This window comes from Rhodococcus sp. 11-3 (assembly GCF_023704055.1).
Taxonomy (GTDB): Bacteria; Actinomycetota; Actinomycetes; order Mycobacteriales; family Mycobacteriaceae; genus Rhodococcus; species Rhodococcus aetherivorans.
Map to the genome: position 1 here is coordinate 1976001 of NZ_CP080406.1, position 16804 is coordinate 1992804.

Consider the following 16804-nt stretch of genomic DNA (forward strand, 5'->3'; position numbering starts at 1 on the left):
ACAGCGCGATCGGGGTACCGGGAACAAGCCGGCGCCCTCGGGTGTTGGACGAAGACACCGACACCCACGATCAGCGGTCCCGAAGAGGAGGATCCAGCGATCCACATGGCCGATTCCCCCCAGCTCCCCAGCCCCGACGCCGAGCCCACGGCCGACGTCGAGCTCACCGGCACGGCAGTGTTCGACGCCACCGGTGACCGTGCGGTGATGCCGTCGTGGGACGAGCTGGTGCGCGAGCACGGCGACCGGGTGTACCGGCTCGCCTACCGCTTGTCCGGAAACGCGCAGGACGCCGAGGACCTCACCCAGGACACGTTCATCCGGGTCTTCCGCTCGCTGCAGAACTACCAGCCGGGCACCTTCGAGGGCTGGTTGCACCGCATCACCACCAACCTGTTCCTCGACATGGTCCGGCGCCGCAACCGCATCCGCATGGAGGCGCTGCCCGAGGACTACGACCGCGTGCCCTCCGAGGGCCCCGACCCCGAGCAGATCTACCACGATGCCCGGCTCGGCGCCGACCTGCAGTCCGCCCTGGACTCGCTGGCGCCGGACTATCGTGCTGCTGTCGTCCTGTGTGACATCGAAGGCCTGTCCTACGAGGAGATCGGTGCCACACTGGGAGTCAAGCTCGGCACGGTGCGCAGCCGCATCCATCGCGGACGGCAGGCGCTGCGTGAGCACCTGCGCGAGCATGGGAAGGTCGAAGTCGGTCGAGTCGATGCGGGGTAGCCGCCAGGAGGATTTCATGACGAGGGCACACCCGACCCGCCGGTTCGGTTCCACGGAGCACCTGGCGAGTGAGGCTGTGGCAGCGTACGTGGACGGCGAACTGCGGATGAACGCGTATCTCCGGGCGGCCGAGCACCTGGCCGTGTGCCCGGAGTGCGCCACGGAGGTCGAGGCCCAGCAGCAGGCCCGGCGCGCGTTGCGCGACGCCGCCCGGACGGCGCCGCCCCCGATGCCGAGTTCCCTCCTGGGTGCCCTCGCCGACATCCCGCAGCACCACCAGGACCTGTCCGCGCCCGGCTTCGGGGGAGTGCTGGCGGCCGACCAGTCCTGGCCCGCCGGGCGGCGCTGGCCGATCCGTTGGCGCCGTTGACGGTGCTCGCGTCCTTCCGCGCCGTGATCGACCCGCGACGGTCGGTGGCGGTGCCACCGGTGCCATCGGTGATACTGGGCACCGTGACTGACGGACACGGGGGAGACGGGCACGCGTGACAGCGGAATCAGTGGAGTCCGAGCGCCGGGCCGCCTCGACGTCGGACACGGACGGCGCTCCCGCGCCGGGCGTGTCGCACCGCGCCGACGCCCCGCGCCTGCAGCCCCGCCCGGTCTATCGCCCGGACGTCGACGCCGCCGCCAGCAGCGTCTTCGGCCGGCCGGCCGGTACGACGGGCTCGTTCGGCCGGTCCGCCGAGGAACGGGCCGCGGAGCCGCGGGTCGGCCACGGTGCGCCCGCCGATCCGGTGCTGGCCGAGGCATTCGGCCGACCCGTGGGCACCTCCGAGATCCTGCAGCGGCCCCCGGCCGACCCGGACGCCGAGACCGATGCGGACGGCCCCGAGCCCGACCCGTGGCGCGACCCCACGACGAACGTGCGCCTGGGCGCGCCTGCGCAGGCCCGCGATGAGCGCCCGTTGCCGCCCGCCCCCAAGCTCACGCTGCGGGAAGTTCTCTTCGGCGGTCGGATCGAGACCCGCGCCCTCGCGACGCTGGCGGCGGTCGCGCTGACCATCGGCATGATCGGCGGTCTCGTCGTCGCGCTGATCACGTCCGACACCGGCTCCCTCACCAGCCGCAGCGTGACGCTGGCCCAGGTGGAGCAGGACGGCGACCTGCCGACCGGGCAGGTGGCCCGCGTGGCCGACGCGGTGCTGCCCGCCGTCGTCTCCATCCAGGTCACCGTCGGCGACGAGTCCGGCACCGGGTCCGGTGTCGTGATCGACGGTGCCGGATACATCGTCACCAACAACCACGTGATCTCGATGGCCGCGACCGGTCCGGACGCGAAGATCCAGGTCACCTTCAACGACGGCACCAAGGTGCCCGCACAGATCGTCGGGCGCGACATCAAGACCGACCTGGCAGTGCTCTCCGTCGACGTGGACAACCTCACGGTCGCCGAACTGGGCCGTTCCGGGGACGTGCAGGTCGGTGAGGACGTCATCGCCGTGGGTTCGCCGCTCGGGTTGAGCAAGACCGTCACCCGCGGCATCGTCAGCGCCCTCAACCGGCCGATGCGCCTGGGCGGTCAGGGCACCGACACCGACGCCGTGATCGACGCGGTGCAAACCGACGCCTCCATCAACCCCGGCAACTCCGGCGGCCCGCTCGTCGACGCCGAGGGCCGCGTCATCGGCATCAACTCGGCCATCAAGACCGAGACCGGCGGTTCCGTCGGTCTGGGGTTCGCCATTCCCATCGACGACGTCACCGCCGTCACCCAGGAACTGATCCGCACCGGCGCGATGCGTCACCCGGAGATCGGCGTCAACGCCCGCAGCGTCGTCAACGACGTCGCCAGCGGCGCCGAGGTGGCCAACGTGCAGGAGGGCAGCCCCGCGCAGCAGGCCGGGATCGTCGAGGGCGACGTGATCGTCAAGGTCGGGGACCGCGAGGTCACCAGCGCGGACGAGCTGGTCGTCGCGGTCCACGCCCAGAAGATCGGCGAGCCAGTGACGGTGCAGCTGGTCCGCTCGGGCCGTCTCGTGGACGTGCAGGTGACCCCGCAGTCCGACTGACCGTCGGCTCCCTGTTCGCTGGGAATTCGCTGTGACCTGGGTCCTCCGGGCTGCGAACGGCGCGGCACCACGTACCCTGGAGCGGTGTTCGGCAACATCGGTTGGGGCGAATTCATGGTCCTCCTCGTCGCGGCGCTCGTGGTCCTCGGCCCCGAGCGGCTGCCCGGCGCGGTGTCGTGGGTGACCAAGTCGCTGCGGCAGGTCCGCGACTACGCGTCCGGCGCGAAGGAGCAGCTGAAGGAGGAGCTGGGCCCCGAGTTCGACGACCTGCGTCAACCCCTGTCCGAACTCAACGAGCTGCGCGGCATGACGCCCAAGGCGGTCATCACCAAGCACCTGCTGGACGGCGACGACTCGCTGCTCACCGGCAACTTCGACAAGCCCGGCACCAAGCCGGTGAGCAAGCCCGTCCCGCCGCCGCTGGCGGCCGGGGAGAAGCCCCCCATCGACTCCGACGCGACGTAGGCCGCTGCGCGGCCGGTGTGTCCTTCGGGCGGCAGGAGCAACCCGAAGGGCACACCGGCGCCGCAGGCGCCTACAGGTGGCGGGTGGTGTCGATCCCCAGCGACATGCCGGCCAGGCCGCGGCGCCGCACGGCGAGCTTCTCGGCGATCTCGCGCAGCGCCGTACCCGCAGGCGACTCGGGGGCACTGAGAACGATCGGGGTGCCGGCGTCGCCGGCCTCGCGCACCGCCGGATCGAGCGGGATCTGGCCCAGCAGCGGGACGGTCGCGCCGACGGCGCGGGTGAGCCGCTCGGAGACGGCCTGACCGCCGCCCGTGCCGAACACGTCCATCCGGGTACCGTCGGGCAGTTCGAGCCACGACATGTTCTCCACGACGCCGACGATGCGCTGGCGGGTCTGCAGCGCGATGGAGCCGGCCCGTTCGGCGACCTCCGCGGCGGCCTGCTGCGGCGTGGTGACGACGAGGATCTCGGCGCCCGGGATCAGCTGCGCGACGGAGATCGCCACGTCGCCGGTGCCGGGCGGCAGGTCGAGCAGCAGCACGTCCAGATCGCCCCAGAACACGTCGGCGAGGAACTGCTGCAGCGCACGGTGCAGCATCGGTCCGCGCCAGACCACGGGCGTGTTGCCCTGGGTGAACTGGGCGATGGAGATCATCTTCACGTCGTGCGCGACGGGCGGCATGATCATCCGCTCCACCTGGGTGGGCTTGGCGTCGGTGCCGAGCATCCGTGGGATGGAATGGCCGTAGATGTCGGCGTCGAGCACGCCGACGGACAGGCCCCGCGCGGCCATCGCGGCGGCGAGGTTGACCGTGACGGAGGACTTGCCGACCCCGCCCTTGCCGGAGGCCACCGCGTAGACGCGGGTGAGCGAGCCGGGCTGGGCGAACGGGATGACCGGCTCGGTGGAGTCGCCGCGCAGCGACTTGCGCAGCTCGGTGCGCTGCTCGTCGGTCATGACGTCGAGTTCGACGCGCACGGCGGAGACCCCGGCGACGTCGGCGACGGCCTTGGTGACGCGGTCGGTGATCTCGGTGCGCAGCGGACAGCCGGCGGTTGTCAGGTAGATGCCGACGTCGACGCTGCCGTCGCCGCCGATCTCGATGCTCTTGACCATGCCGAGCTCGGTGATGGGCTTGCGGATCTCGGGATCCTGGACCCGCGCCAGGGCGCTGCGAACGTCGGACTCGCTGACTGCCATGGCATCAATCGTAGGTGGCGCCCGATCAGTGGATGCGCGGCAGGTCCGCCGCGCTGGGGGTGACACCGGTCGAATAGGCGGCCGACCAGGCGAGCACGTTGGCAACGTATGCCATGGAGTTGTTGTAGCGATGGATGGCCTTGGTGGCCTGCGCGATGTCGTGCATGTTGTTTCCGCCGTCGCACAGGTACTTGGCGGTGGTGAGGGTGGAGTCGTACAGGTTCTGCGGGTCGGCGTCGCCGTCGCCGTCACCGTCACCGGCGTAGAGCTTCCACGTGGACGGGATGAACTGCATGGGGCCGACCGCCCGGTCGTAGACGGTGTCGCCGTCCAGGGTGCCGCCGTCGGTGTCACGGATGACGGCCTGGCCGCGCAGGCTGCCGTCGAGGGGCAGGCCGATCACGGGTTCGAGGAGGTTGCCCTTGTCGTCGGCCTTGCCGCCCTTGGCGTGGCCGGACTCGACCTGGCCGATGCCGGCGAGCAGCGTCCAGTACATGTTGCAGCCGGGGTTCTCGGCGGCGAGGATCCGCTCGGCGTTCTGGTAGGCGGCGAAGTTGATGCCGGGGATCCCGAGGGGGCCGGGCTGCAGCGGCGCCGGGGCGGCGGGGGCGGGCTCCGGGGCGGGCGCGGGGGCCGCCGCGGGTTCCGCGGTAGGCTCCGGGGCGGTCATGAGGGCGGCTGCGGCGGCGACGTCGCGGGAGACCCCGTCGGCGACGTAGGTGGTCTCGGACGCGGCGGTCACGGGCTCGGCCACCGCTTCGGTGTCCTGGACGCCGAACAGGGTCTTCGGGCTCGCACCGGCGCTGGTGGCGGCGGCGACCACGCCGACCGGAACCAGTCCGGTGAGGGCGATGACCGAATTGCGGCGAAGCTTGGACTCCGAAGGCTTTCTGTGCCGGCCCACTCGATACCTCCTGGGCGCCTACCCCGAGACGCTTTCGTTACATGGCGGTATCGACCATACATGAAGTGATGCGTTTCCGTTACCCTACCGTGATGTAACGCGCTGAGCTGGGCATACGGTGGCAGGGAGGGGTTACGGGGAGATCGAGTCGTGACCGGATCAGGGCACGGGCGGCGCCGGGCACAGCGCCGGGACGAGACACGGCAGCGGCGGCAGCACCGGCGCGGGCGGCGGTGTCCCGACGACCGGCGCGGGGGCGGGGTCCGGCTCGACCGCGGGCGCCGGGACCGGCCCCGGTGGGGGCGCACCGGTGGTCCCGGCGACGGGAGCCGGGACGGTCTCGGCGACGTCGACGGTGTTCGGCGAGGCCGGAACGGCCGGCGGCATCGGGGGTGGCACGACGATCCCCGGCGAGACCGCGGCGCCCTTCTCGTAGGCGGCCGACCAGGCCTGCACGTTGGAGACGAACTCGGGCGACGGGTCGAACCGGGCCGCTGCCCGGGCGCGGGCGTCGGGCTCGGCGAGGCGAGCGTCGTCCGAGCACAGCCAGGTGCCGGCCGCCAGGGTGGCGTCGAAGACGTTCTGCGGGTCGGCGGCGCCATCCGCATTGCCGTCCGCCGAGAACTGCGACCACACCGCCGGGGGCAGCTGCATCGGCCCGAGCCTGCCGGTCCCGGGGGCCACGCGCGCGGTGGTGAGGGTGCCGAGCACGTCGGTGCGTCCCGAATCGGCGTGCTGCGAGGTGATCCGTCCGATCGCCGCGAGCAGATGCCACGGCAGCGCGCACCCGGGCTCGCTGATCGCGAGCTGCATCTCGGCCGCCCGGTACGCGTAGAGCACCAGTTCGGGGATCGCCAGGGGGCCCTCACCGGCCATCACGGGAGACGGCTGTCCGGGAGCGACCGTGACCGCGGGCGGTAGGTCCGCGGCGGGATCGGGAGCCGTGCCCGCGGCTCCGCGCACGGGCCGCGGCGACGCCGGATCCGCCGGCAGCACCCCGATCCCGGTGCTGCCGTCCGCCGCCGTCACGGCGACCGGCTCCGTGTTCTCCGTCGCGGCCACCGTCGCCGGCGACGACGCGACCGCCGCGAACCCCGCGCCGAGCACCACCGGCACCGCGATCAGACCCTGCCAGCGCACGCCATCACCCCACAGACCTACTCGTCGCGGACCGTTACCCCACCGACACCATCGACCGGCTGTGATGAACGTTACAGCGAGTCACGTCTCAGCGGCGGGGAGGGCGCGGTTTACCGGCCGTCGTCGTTGCCGTGTCCTCCTCCCCCGGCTCGATCAGCAGTGCGCGCAGATCGTCGAGTTCGCGGCGCAGATAGTCGCGGGTGGCCACCTCGCCGACGGCCAGCCGCAGCGCCGCCAGCTCACGCGCCAGGAACTCGGTGTCCGCCTTGGTCTGGGCGGCGCGGGCCCGGTCCACCTCGAGGGAGACCCGGTCCCGGTTCTCCTGCCGGTTCTGGGCGAGCAGGATCAGCGGCGCGGCGTACGCGGCCTGCGTGGAGAACGCGAGGTTCAGCAGGATGAACGGGTACGGGTCCCACTGCAGCGCGACGGCGAAGACGTTGAGCAGGATCCACACGATCACCACGACGGTCTGGATGGCCAGATAGCGCCCGGTGCCGAGGAACCGGGCGATCGACTCGCTGACGCGCCCGACGGCCTCGACGTCGAAGTTGACCCGGAAGCGGCCGGTGCGGGGGGTGTCGAGGCGCTGCCGGGCCACGGCGGAACGGTCACTCATCGTCGGCCTCCTCCTCGCGCCAGTCCTCGGGCAGCAGGTGGTCGAGCACGTCGTCGACCGTCACGGCACCGAGCAGGTGCCCCTCGTCGTCCAGCACGGGCCCGCACACCAGGTTGTACGTCGCGAAGTACCGGGTGACCGCGGTGAGCGAGTCGTCCGGGTCCAGTCGCGGCAGGTCGTTGTCGACGATCCCGCCCACCAGGCCGGCCGGCGGCTCCCGGAGCAGCTGCTGCAGGTGCACGCAGCCCAGATACTTGCCCGTCGGGGTCGCGGTGGGCGGCCGCACCACGAACACCATCGACGCGAGCGCCGGCGTGAGGTCCGGGTCGCGGACCCGGGCCAGCGCCTCGGCCACCGTCGTCGCCGGGGTGAGCACCACCGGCTCGGGGGTCATCAGGCCGCCGGCGGTGTCGGGGGAGTGCTCGAGCAACCGCCGCACCGGCTCCGAATCCTCCGGATCCATCAGGCGGAGCAGCGACTCGGCCTCCGAGTCGGGCAGCTCACCGAGCAGATCCGCGGCGTCGTCGGGATCCATCGCCTCGAGCAGGTCCGCGGCGCGTTCCACCTCGAGGTGCATCAGCAGATCGGTCTGGTCGTCGGTGGGCAGCTCCTGCACGACGTCGGCGAGCCGCTCGTCGTCCAGCGCGACCGCCACCTCGTGCCGGCGCTTCTCCGGCAGCTCGCGGAGCGCGTTCGCGACGTCGGCGGCGCGCATGTCCTCGAACTGCAGCAGCAGCTGCGAGACGCCCTGGCCGGGCATCCCGAGGTTGGTGTAGGTCAGACCGTGCACGTGCTGCCAGTCCACGACGTGGATCGCGGACCTCCGGCCCAGCCGGCCGCGGTGCGCGCGCACGGCCACCCGCGAGACCAGCCAGTCCCGGGTGCGGGTCAGTTCGATGCCGAGGTCGACGACGACCACGTCCACGCCCGCGAGCTCGCCCAGCTCGGGATCGTCGACCCGGACCTTCGAATCGAGCACCTGCGCGAGCGCCAGCACCTCGGTCGGCCGCTGCGTGAACCGGCGCAGGCTCACGTTGCCGGTGTTCAGGGTGACGGCGCCCGGCTCGATCGCCGTCACCCGCAGCATCGGCACGAATATTCGCTTGCGCGTTGGCAGTTCGACGACCAGGCCGAGCACCCGGGGCTGCTGCCGGCCGATCCGGATGGTGAGCACGACGTCGCGCACCCGGCCGATCGACTCGCCGTCGGGCCCGAGGACCACCAGACCGGCGAGCCTCGCCGCGAATACCTTGCTCACTGCTGCCATGATGGTCAGGCTAGAACGTGCGGTCGTCGATTTCGGAACACGGAGGTCTGCCCAGCCCATGTCGTTCGACTTCAGGCCCCGAAGGTCCGTGCTCGCCGTTCCCGGCAGCAGCCGCAAGATGATCGACAAGGCCAAGGGCCTCGCCGCCGACGAGGTGTTCCTCGACCTCGAGGACGCCGTCTCCCCGCTGGCGAAGGAGCAGGCCCGCACGACGATCGTCGAGGCCCTCAACGAGGACGGATGGGGCGAGCAGCTGAAGGTGGTGCGGGTCAACGACTGGACGACCGACGCCACCTACCTCGACGTCGCCACCGTGGTGGGCGGCGCCGGCGCGCACCTCGACGCGATCCTGCTGCCGAAGGTCCCCGACGCGAGCCACGTGCAGGCGCTCGATCTGCTGCTGACCCAGGTGGAGAAGGCCCACGGCCTCGAGGTGGGCCGCATCGGCATCGAACCGCAGATCGAGGACGCACTCGGGTTGACCAACATCAACGCCATCGCCACGGCGAGCCCGCGCGTCCGGACCCTGGTGTTCGGCCCGGCCGACTTCATGGCGAGCATCAACATGCGCACCCTCGTCGTCGGTGAGCAGCCCGACGGCTACGACCGCGGCGACGCCTACCACCACATCCTCATGACCATCCTCATGGCGGCCCGGGCCCACGGCCTGCAGGCGATCGACGGGCCGTACCTGCAGATCCGCGACGTCGAGGCGTTCCGGCGCTCGGCGCAGCGGACCGCTGCCCTCGGCTTCGACGGCAAGTGGGTGCTGCACCCCAGCCAGATCGACGCCGCGAACGAGGTCTTCAGCCCGCGGCAGGAGGACTACGACAAGGCCGAGATGATCCTCGACGCCTACGAGTGGCACACCTCCGCGGCCGGCGGCGCGCGCGGCGCCGCGATGCTCGGGGACGAGATGATCGACGAGGCCAGCCGCAAGATGGCGCTGGTGATCTCCGCGAAGGGCCGGGCGGCCGGGATGACCCGCACCACGAAGTTCGAGCCGCCGCAGTAGGCGGCTGCGCCGCCGGTGCGTCCTTCGGGCGGCGGAAACAACCCAAAGGACGCACCGGCGCCGAAGGCGCACACGGGCAGAATGGACAGGTGCGCCGGATCGGGGCGCGCAGTCACGAGAAGGAGCCGAAGATGACCAACCCCCTCGGACAGCCGGGACGCGCCACGCCGGGCCTGCCGACTCCGCCGAGCGGCTGGCCGGTCGGTTCGTACACCACCTACGCCGATGCGCAGCGGGCTGTCGACCACCTCTCGGACCAGTCCTTCCCGGTCGAGGACGTCACCATCGTGGGCGTCGACCTCATGCAGGTCGAGCGGGTCACCGGCCGGTTGACGTGGGCGAAGGTGATCGGGGGCGGCATCGCCTCCGGCGCCTGGCTCGGTCTGTTCTTCGGCCTGCTGCTCGGGATCTTCTCGACCGACTTCCTCGGCCCCCTGCTCGTCGGCATGGTCGGCGGCATCGTCTTCGGCCTGATCTCCACGACGATCCCGTACGCCGCGACGCGCGGCCAGCGTGACTTCTCGTCGACGATGCAGCTGGTGGCCGGCCGTTACGACGTGCTGTGCGCGCCGCGCAACGCCGAACGGGCCCGGGACCTGCTCGCCAAGCTCGCGTTGTAAACCGTTCGATCACAGTTCCGCTCCGGGCGGCAGTTGGGTCGCGCGCCGGCGCCCGGTGCGTTACGTTCGCACCAAGTGTGACGGAAGTCACCGTCGCGCTGGACGACGGGCGGAGGCTGCGGTGCGGAGACGGGCGGTGAGGGTCGGACTGGTGGGTGCCGCGGCGGTGCTCGCGCTGTCGTCGGTCGCGGCGTGCGGCAGCGAGTCCAGCGGGACGGTACTGAGTTTCTACACCGCCGCCGACGGTGCGGAGCAGTACGCCGCCGCGGCGGCGAACTGCACGGCCGCCGCCGGCGGCAGGTACACGATCGAGCAGCGCACCCTGCCGAAGGGCGCCGACGACCAGCGGCTGCAGCTCGCGCGGCGGCTCACCGGCGATGACGACACGCTGGACCTGATGACCCTCGACGTGGTATGGACGGCCGAGTTCGCCGAGGCGGGATGGGCGCTGCCGCTGCCGCCGGACGTCGCGGCCTCGGTGTCCGAGGGCACCCTCGCCGGGCCGCTGGCCTCGGCGACGTGGCAGGACACCCTGTACGCGGCTCCGCTGAACACGAACACCCAGTTGCTCTGGTACCGCAAGGACCTGATGCCCGGCGGCCGCCCGCCGCAGACGTGGGACGAGATGATCGACATCGCGAGCGGGCTCGCGGACGAGGGCCGGCCCAGCTGGATCGGGGTACAGGCCCGCCAGTACGAGGGCCTGATGGTGTGGTTCAACACCCTGCTCGCCAGCGCGGGCGGATCCGTCGTCGCCGAGGACGGCACCACCGTCACCGTGGCCGACGGTGACGCCGCCGTGACGGCCCTCGACATCATGAAGCGCGTGGCGACGGCGCCCGGTGCGGACCCGTCGCTGAACCAGTCCGACGAGGCCGCCGCCCGCCTGGGCATGGAGAGCGGCAAGGCCGCCTTCCAGGTGAACTGGCCGTTCGTCTACCCCGGCATCCTCGAGAACGCCGAGAAAGGCTTCCTGCCCTCCATCGACGACAACGGCAACGTGACCGCCGAGAACACCGGAAACACGGTGCTGACGGTGAACGGCGAGCAGAACTTCCTCCCCGCGCCGTACCCGGCGGTGATCGCCGGCACGCCCGCACGGGTCACCATCGGCGGGTTCAACATCGCTGTCGCCCGCACCAGCCGCAACCCCGACCTGGCGTTCGAGGCGATGCAGTGCCTGCGCAACGAGGAGAACCAGCGCAACAACGCCGTCGACGGCGGCGTTCCGCCCACTCTCGCCTCGCTCTACGACGACCCGGAGTTCCAGCAGGCGTATCCCGTGTGGCGGGAGGTGCGCGAGAGCCTCGAGAACGCGGCGGTGCGCCCGGTTTCGCCCGCCTACCAGAGCATTTCGACGCTCATCACCGCCACGCTCAACCCGGTCGACCGGATCGATCCGCCGCGCACGGTCGACGAACTCGCGGAACAGGTTCGCAAGGCGGTCAATTCGGAAGGGCTGATCCCGTGACCACCACGCCCGCAACCAGACCCGTCCCGCCGGCCGAGGGCGCCCGGACCGCACCGTCCCGGCGCGAGAAAGCCCTTCTCTCCGAAGGGAAGAAGGCCGAACGCCGGCTCGGGCTGTGGCTCGTCGCACCCGCGGCGCTGCTGATGCTCGCCGTCACGGCCTACCCGGTGGGGTACGCGGTCTGGCTGAGCCTGCAACGGTACGACCTGCGGTTCCCCGACGAACGCGAGTTCGTCGGACTGGCCAACTACGTCTCGGTCCTCACCGACGCGTTCTGGTGGCAGGCGTTCGCCGTGACCGCCGGGATCACCGTCGTGTCGGTGGCGATCGAGTTCGTCCTCGGCCTGACACTGGCGCTGATCATGCACCGCACCATCGTCGGCAAGGGCACCGTCCGCACCGTGGTGCTGATCCCGTACGGCATCGTCACCGTCGCCGCGGCCTACAGCTGGTACTACGCGTGGACGCCGGGCACCGGTTACCTCGCGAATCTCCTGCCCGAGGGCAGTGCCCCACTGACGCAGCAGCTTCCGTCGCTGGCGATCATCGTGCTCGCCGAGGTGTGGAAGACCACCCCGTTCATGGCGCTGCTGCTGCTCGCCGGGCTGGCCCTCGTTCCGGACGATCTGCTGCGCGCCGCCCAGGTCGACGGCGCCGGCGCATGGACGCGGCTGACCAGGATCATCGTGCCGCTGATGAAGCCGGCGATCCTGGTGGCCCTGCTGTTCCGCACCCTCGACGCCTTCCGCATCTTCGACAACATCTACGTCCTCACGCGCGGATCCAACGGCACGGGCTCGGTGTCGATCCTCGGATACGACAACCTGTTCAAGGCGTTCAACCTCGGGATCGGGTCGGCGATCAGCGTCCTGATCTTCCTGTGCGTGGCCATCATCGCGTTCGTGTTCATCAAGCTGTTCGGGGCGTCCGCACCGGGCTCCGATCCGGAAGGGAAACGGTGACATGACGACGACCGAGACCCCGCGCCGCAAGCTGAGCTGGTCGGTGGTGAACCTGCTCGTCCTGCTGTACGCGCTGATCCCCGTCGTGTGGATCGCCAGCCTGTCCTTCAAGCCGGCCGGCACCATCAAGGACGGCCGGTTCATTCCCCGGGAGTGGACACTCGACAACTACCGCGGGATCTTCCGCACCGACGCGTTCACCAGCGCACTGATCAATTCCATCGGTATCGGGCTGATCGCGACGGTGGTCGCGGTGGTCATCGGCACCATGGCGGCCTACGCCATCGCGCGGCTCGACTTCCCGGGCAAGAAGATCCTCGTCGGCGTGGCGCTGCTGATCGCGATGTTCCCGCAGATCTCCCTCGTCAGCCCGCTCTTCGACATCATCCGCAAACTCGGGCTGTTCGACACGTGGGCCGGCCTGATCATCCCGTACATCACCTTCTCCCTGCCCCTGGCGATCTACACGCTCTCGGCGTTCTTCAAGGAGATCCCGTGGGAGCTCGAGAAGGCCGCCAAGATGGACGGCGCCACGCCCGGGCAGGCGTTCCGGAAGGTGGTGGCGCCGCTGGCGGCGCCGGGCATCGTCACCGCCGCGATCCTGGTGTTCATCTTCTGCTGGAACGACCTGTTGTTCGCGATCTCGCTGACCTCCACCGAGCGGTCCATCACCGCGCCCGCGGCGATCGCCAACTTCACCGGGGCCTCGCAGTTCGAGGAGCCCACCGGCTCGATCGCGGCGGCCGCGGTGGTCATCACCATCCCGATCATCGTGTTCGTGCTGATCTTCCAACGTCGCATCGTGGCCGGCCTGACGTCCGGCGCAGTGAAGGGATGACCCAGATGGCTGAAATCGTGCTGGACAAGGTGACCAAGCTCTACCCCGACGGGGCGAAGGCGGTCAGCGACGTGGACGTGACGATCGCCGACGGGGAGTTCATCATCCTGGTCGGTCCCTCGGGCTGCGGGAAGTCGACGACGCTGAACATGATCGCCGGGCTCGAGGACATCTCCTCCGGCGAGTTGCGCATCGGCGGCGAGCGGGTCAACGAGAAGGCGCCCAAGGACCGGGACATCGCGATGGTGTTCCAGTCGTACGCGTTGTACCCGCACATGACGGTGCGGGAGAACATCGCCTTCCCGCTCACCCTCGCCAAGATGCCCAAGGACGAGATCGAGCGGAAGGTCACCGAGGCCGCCAAGATCCTCGACCTGACGGACCATCTCGACCGCAAACCGTCGAATCTGTCCGGCGGGCAGCGTCAGCGGGTGGCGATGGGCCGCGCGATCGTGCGCAACCCCAAGGCGTTCCTCATGGACGAGCCGCTGTCCAACCTCGATGCCAAGCTGCGGGTGCAGATGCGCACCGAGATTGCCCGCCTCCAGAAACGGCTGGGCACCACCACGGTGTACGTCACCCACGATCAGACCGAGGCGATGACCCTCGGCGACCGGGTGGTCGTCCTCCGCGGCGGGCTGGTGCAGCAGATCGGCGCGCCCCAGGAGCTCTACGACCGGCCGAGAAACCTGTTCGTGGCCGGATTCATCGGCTCTCCGTCGATGAACTTCCTGGCCGGCCAGCTCGAGTCGAACGGCGTGCGCACCGTGATCGGCGACTTCACCCTGCCGGCCGAGCGGTGGGCGGCCGTGCAGAAGCACAATCCGGGACGTGACGTCGTCGTCGGCGTCCGGCCCGAACACTTCGAGGACGCCGCGCTCCTGGACCCGGCCCAGCGTGAGCAGGGTACGACCTTCACCGTGGACGTCGACGTGCTCGAGTCGATGGGGTCGGACAAGTACGCGTACTTCACCGTCGAGTCCCCGGACCTGCATTCGAGCGACCTCGACGACCTGGCGGCCGACGTCGGCGTCGCCGACCTCGCCGGCGGGTCGATGGTCGCGCGGCTGCCCGCCGAGTCCGGCGTCGCGAAGGGCCGGCCCGTGCAGCTGTGGTTCGATCCGGCGAAGATCGCCCTCTTCGACCAGGCGACGGGGGAGAACATCACCCTCTGACCGAGCGGTGCATAGTAGGCCGGTGGACCTCGACGACATCGCCGACGAGCTGTACGGGCTCGATCCGGGCGAGTTCACCGCGGCCCGCAGCGAGCACGTCGCCCGCGCCCGTGAGGCCGGAGACCGCGAGCTCGCGGCGGCCGTCGGCCGGTTGCGCAAGCCGACCGTGTCGGCCTGGCTGGTGAACATGCTCGTCCGCGAGAAGTCCGAGGAGGTCACGGCCCTGCTCGGGCTCGGCGACGCCCTGCGCTCCGCGCAGCGCCAGCTCTCCGGGTCCGAGCTGCGGCGGCTGTCCACGCAGCGACGGCGGGTGATCGGTGCGCTCGAGAAGACCGCGGCCCGCCTCGCCGCCGAGCATGGCCGGCGGGCGTCGGAGGCGGCCCTGCGCGAGGTCGGCCAGACCCTGCACGCCGCCCTCGCCGACGCCGATCTGGCCGAGCAGGTGCGCGGGGGCCGGCTCGAGGCGCCCCTGGACTACAGCGGCTTCGGCCCGGTGGGGCTGTCGGTCGTCCCGCCCCCGCCGGCACGGACGGACACCGAGGCGGACGAGGCCGAGCGCACCCGGCGCGCCGCCGCCCTGGAGACCGCCGTCGCCGAGGCGGAGGCGGCGCGGAACACCGCCGACGAGGCGCAGTCGGTGGCGGCGCGGGCACGCGCGGCGGTCGAGGAACTCGACGGGCACGTCGCGCGGTTGCGCGAGGAGCTGAGCCGGGTGGAGCAGCGGCGCGAGTTCGCGCGACGCACCGCCCGGTCGGCCGACGAGGACGCCGCGAAGGCCGAGGACGCGGCGCGGCAGGCGGAGGAGGCGGTGCGCGCGCTGCGGGAGCAGGACTGACGTCGCCCGATCAGCCCCGACGCGCCGCGGCGGCCTCGGCCTGATCGTCCGCGACGACGGGCGTGGCGGCGAGACCGGACACCGATCCCCATTCGGCGGCGAGGGCCGTCGCCTCCACCTCGTCCTCCTCGCGGTCGCTGAGCGGACGCGTCGCCGGTTGCCCGCCGACGAGAACGAGCACCGCGGCGGCGGCCGCGGCCGCGGCGCCCAGCGCGAACGCCGCGACGAACGCGCTCTCGCGGACGACGCCGCCGGTGCCGGCGACGGTCAGCGTGGCCAGCAATGTCGTCACCACCGCGCTGCTGAGCGAGCTGCCCGCCGTGCGGGCGATGGAATTGATGCTGTTCGCGACCCCGGTCTGATCGGGGCGCACCTCGGCGACGAGGAGCGCCGGCAGCGCCGCATAGGCGAGACTGACGAAGGTGGTGACGAGGATGCCGGAGACGATCAGCTGCCAGCTCCGGTCGTGCACGACCGCCACCAGGGCGAAGCCGGCGATCCCGAGAACGCACGCTCCGATCAGCACCCAGCGGGCGTCGAACCGGTGGATGAGCCGGCCCGCCAGTGCCGCGGCGACCACACCGACGAGCGCGCCCGGGAGCATGTACACCGCGGTCGCCTCGAGCACGGTGGCGCCGAACCCGTATCCGGCGACGGCGGGCGGGGTCTGCACGAAGTATGCGGTGGCGAGGAAGCTGACGAACATGGCCATGCCGACGAGGAACGCGGCGCCGTGCACCACGAACACCGGCCGGTGGGTGAGCATCCGCGGCGGCACGAGCGGCTCGTCGACGTGCCGTTCGAAGAGGAACCACCCGGTGAGCACGGCCAGGCCGAGGGCGGCGCTCGCGACGGTGGGCGGCGCCGCCCACCCCCACGTTCCGCCCTCGGACAGGGCGAGCAGCACCAGCGCCAGGCCGACGGCGAGCAGGGCCGCGCCGAGCCAGTCGATCCGGCCTCCCTCGGCCCGCCGCCGCTTCGGCACGACGAGGAAGGCGCTCAGCAACGCGACGACGTTGAACGCCGCCACCAGCCAGAACACCCGGCGGTAGTCGCCGCCCGAGACCATCAGGCCGGTGAGCACCATGCCGATCGCACCACCCACGCCGAGCGTGCCCGAGAACAGGCCCATCGCGCCGATCAGCCGCTGCGGCGGCAGTTCGGCGCGCAGCACGGCGATGCCGACGGGGAACAACGCGAACGACACGCCCTGCAGTACCCGGCCGAGAAGCAGAAGCGCGAACGAGTCCGTGGCGGCGCACAGCAGCGAGCCGACGAGCACTACGGCGAGGACGGTGAGCAGAACCGGGCGTTTGCCGCGCAGGTCGGCCAGCCGGCCCAGCAGCGGCGTGGTGACGGCGGCGGCGAGCAGGTTCGCGGTCAGCACCCAGCCGGCGGCGGTCGTGCTCACGCCCAGCTGGTCGCGGATGGTGCCGACGATCGGCACCACGGACGTCTGCATCACGGCGATCGTGGTGATGATGAAGCACAGCACGGGAACCAGCAGCCGCGCACCTCTCGGATCGGACATCGGCTCTCCTCGACGCT

The 16804-nt window shown here is 71.2% G+C and carries 17 protein-coding genes; 11 read left to right on the plus strand and 6 right to left on the minus strand.

The annotated features are described in order from the left end of the window. The first annotated feature begins 105 nt into the window (after positions 1-105). The 4 genes from sigE (at position 106) to tatB (ending at position 3209) form a co-directional block, all read left to right on the plus strand. Positions 106-732, plus strand: coding sequence for an RNA polymerase sigma factor SigE (gene sigE / locus KZJ41_RS09610; protein WP_006938796.1), 627 nt, complete (start codon positions 106-108; stop codon positions 730-732). Positions 733-748: 16 nt separating this feature from the next. Next, complete coding sequence (locus KZJ41_RS09615) at positions 749-1102, plus strand: zf-HC2 domain-containing protein (protein ID WP_029542469.1); 354 nt, start codon at positions 749-751, stop codon at positions 1100-1102. 130 nt (positions 1103-1232) lie between these two features. Then, the gene (locus tag KZJ41_RS09620) at positions 1233-2744 is read left to right on the plus strand and encodes a S1C family serine protease (protein ID WP_050034865.1); all 1512 of its coding nucleotides are present in this window, start codon (positions 1233-1235) and stop codon (positions 2742-2744) included. A gap of 84 nt (positions 2745-2828) precedes the next feature. Further along, positions 2829-3209, plus strand: coding sequence for a Sec-independent protein translocase protein TatB (tatB, locus tag KZJ41_RS09625; protein WP_006938788.1), 381 nt, complete (start codon positions 2829-2831; stop codon positions 3207-3209). Positions 3210-3279: 70 nt separating this feature from the next. Here tatB and KZJ41_RS09630 read toward each other — a convergent pair whose 3' ends face one another. From KZJ41_RS09630 to KZJ41_RS09650, 5 genes are all read right to left on the minus strand, one after another. Further along, a complete protein-coding gene (locus KZJ41_RS09630; protein ID WP_006938786.1) occupies positions 3280-4413 on the minus strand; it encodes an Mrp/NBP35 family ATP-binding protein in 1134 nt (377 codons plus the stop codon). 25 nt (positions 4414-4438) lie between these two features. Beyond that, positions 4439-5317 carry a lytic murein transglycosylase gene (locus KZJ41_RS09635; protein ID WP_006938784.1) on the minus strand — a complete coding sequence of 293 codons (879 nt, stop codon included), beginning with the start codon at positions 5315-5317 and terminating at the stop codon, positions 4439-4441. A gap of 159 nt (positions 5318-5476) precedes the next feature. Continuing rightward, entirely contained in the window at positions 5477-6457 is a 981-nt protein-coding gene (locus tag KZJ41_RS09640; protein WP_251550691.1) for a hypothetical protein, read from the minus strand. Between the two features lie 88 nt (positions 6458-6545). Next, the gene (locus KZJ41_RS09645; protein ID WP_029542474.1) at positions 6546-7073 is read right to left on the minus strand and encodes a DUF1003 domain-containing protein; all 528 of its coding nucleotides are present in this window, start codon (positions 7071-7073) and stop codon (positions 6546-6548) included. Continuing rightward, the gene (locus KZJ41_RS09650; protein ID WP_029542476.1) at positions 7066-8340 is read right to left on the minus strand and encodes a magnesium transporter MgtE N-terminal domain-containing protein; all 1275 of its coding nucleotides are present in this window, start codon (positions 8338-8340) and stop codon (positions 7066-7068) included. Before KZJ41_RS09650 ends, KZJ41_RS09645 begins: the two co-directional genes overlap by 8 nt. Positions 8341-8398: 58 nt before the next feature. On the opposite strand from KZJ41_RS09650, the gene KZJ41_RS09655 reads away from it, so the two are divergent. From KZJ41_RS09655 to KZJ41_RS09685, 7 genes are all read left to right on the plus strand, one after another. Further along, positions 8399-9355, plus strand: a complete 957-nt coding sequence (locus tag KZJ41_RS09655; protein ID WP_029542478.1) for a CoA ester lyase — start codon at positions 8399-8401, stop codon at positions 9353-9355. A gap of 131 nt (positions 9356-9486) precedes the next feature. Continuing rightward, positions 9487-9975, plus strand: coding sequence for a general stress protein (locus tag KZJ41_RS09660; protein WP_102799366.1), 489 nt, complete (start codon positions 9487-9489; stop codon positions 9973-9975). Between the two features lie 136 nt (positions 9976-10111). Further along, on the plus strand, positions 10112-11446 hold the full coding sequence (locus KZJ41_RS09665) for an ABC transporter substrate-binding protein (RefSeq protein WP_029542479.1): 1335 nt from the start codon (positions 10112-10114) through the stop codon (positions 11444-11446). Continuing rightward, positions 11443-12408 (plus strand): carbohydrate ABC transporter permease, encoded by a 966-nt coding sequence (locus KZJ41_RS09670; RefSeq protein ID WP_006938769.1) that lies wholly within the window; start codon positions 11443-11445, stop codon positions 12406-12408. The genes KZJ41_RS09665 and KZJ41_RS09670 overlap by 4 nt, the downstream gene beginning before the upstream one ends. A 1-nt stretch (position 12409) precedes the next feature. Further along, complete coding sequence (locus tag KZJ41_RS09675; protein WP_006938767.1) at positions 12410-13246, plus strand: carbohydrate ABC transporter permease; 837 nt, start codon at positions 12410-12412, stop codon at positions 13244-13246. Between the two features lie 5 nt (positions 13247-13251). Then, positions 13252-14421 carry an ABC transporter ATP-binding protein gene (locus KZJ41_RS09680; protein ID WP_029542482.1) on the plus strand — a complete coding sequence of 390 codons (1170 nt, stop codon included), beginning with the start codon at positions 13252-13254 and terminating at the stop codon, positions 14419-14421. A 22-nt stretch (positions 14422-14443) separates the two neighbouring features. Further along, complete coding sequence (locus tag KZJ41_RS09685) at positions 14444-15256, plus strand: hypothetical protein (RefSeq protein WP_006938762.1); 813 nt, start codon at positions 14444-14446, stop codon at positions 15254-15256. Between the two features lie 10 nt (positions 15257-15266). On the opposite strand, the gene KZJ41_RS09690 is transcribed toward KZJ41_RS09685, so the two are convergent. Continuing rightward, positions 15267-16787, minus strand: a complete 1521-nt coding sequence (locus tag KZJ41_RS09690; protein WP_102799362.1) for an MFS transporter — start codon at positions 16785-16787, stop codon at positions 15267-15269. Positions 16788-16804 lie beyond the last annotated feature (17 nt).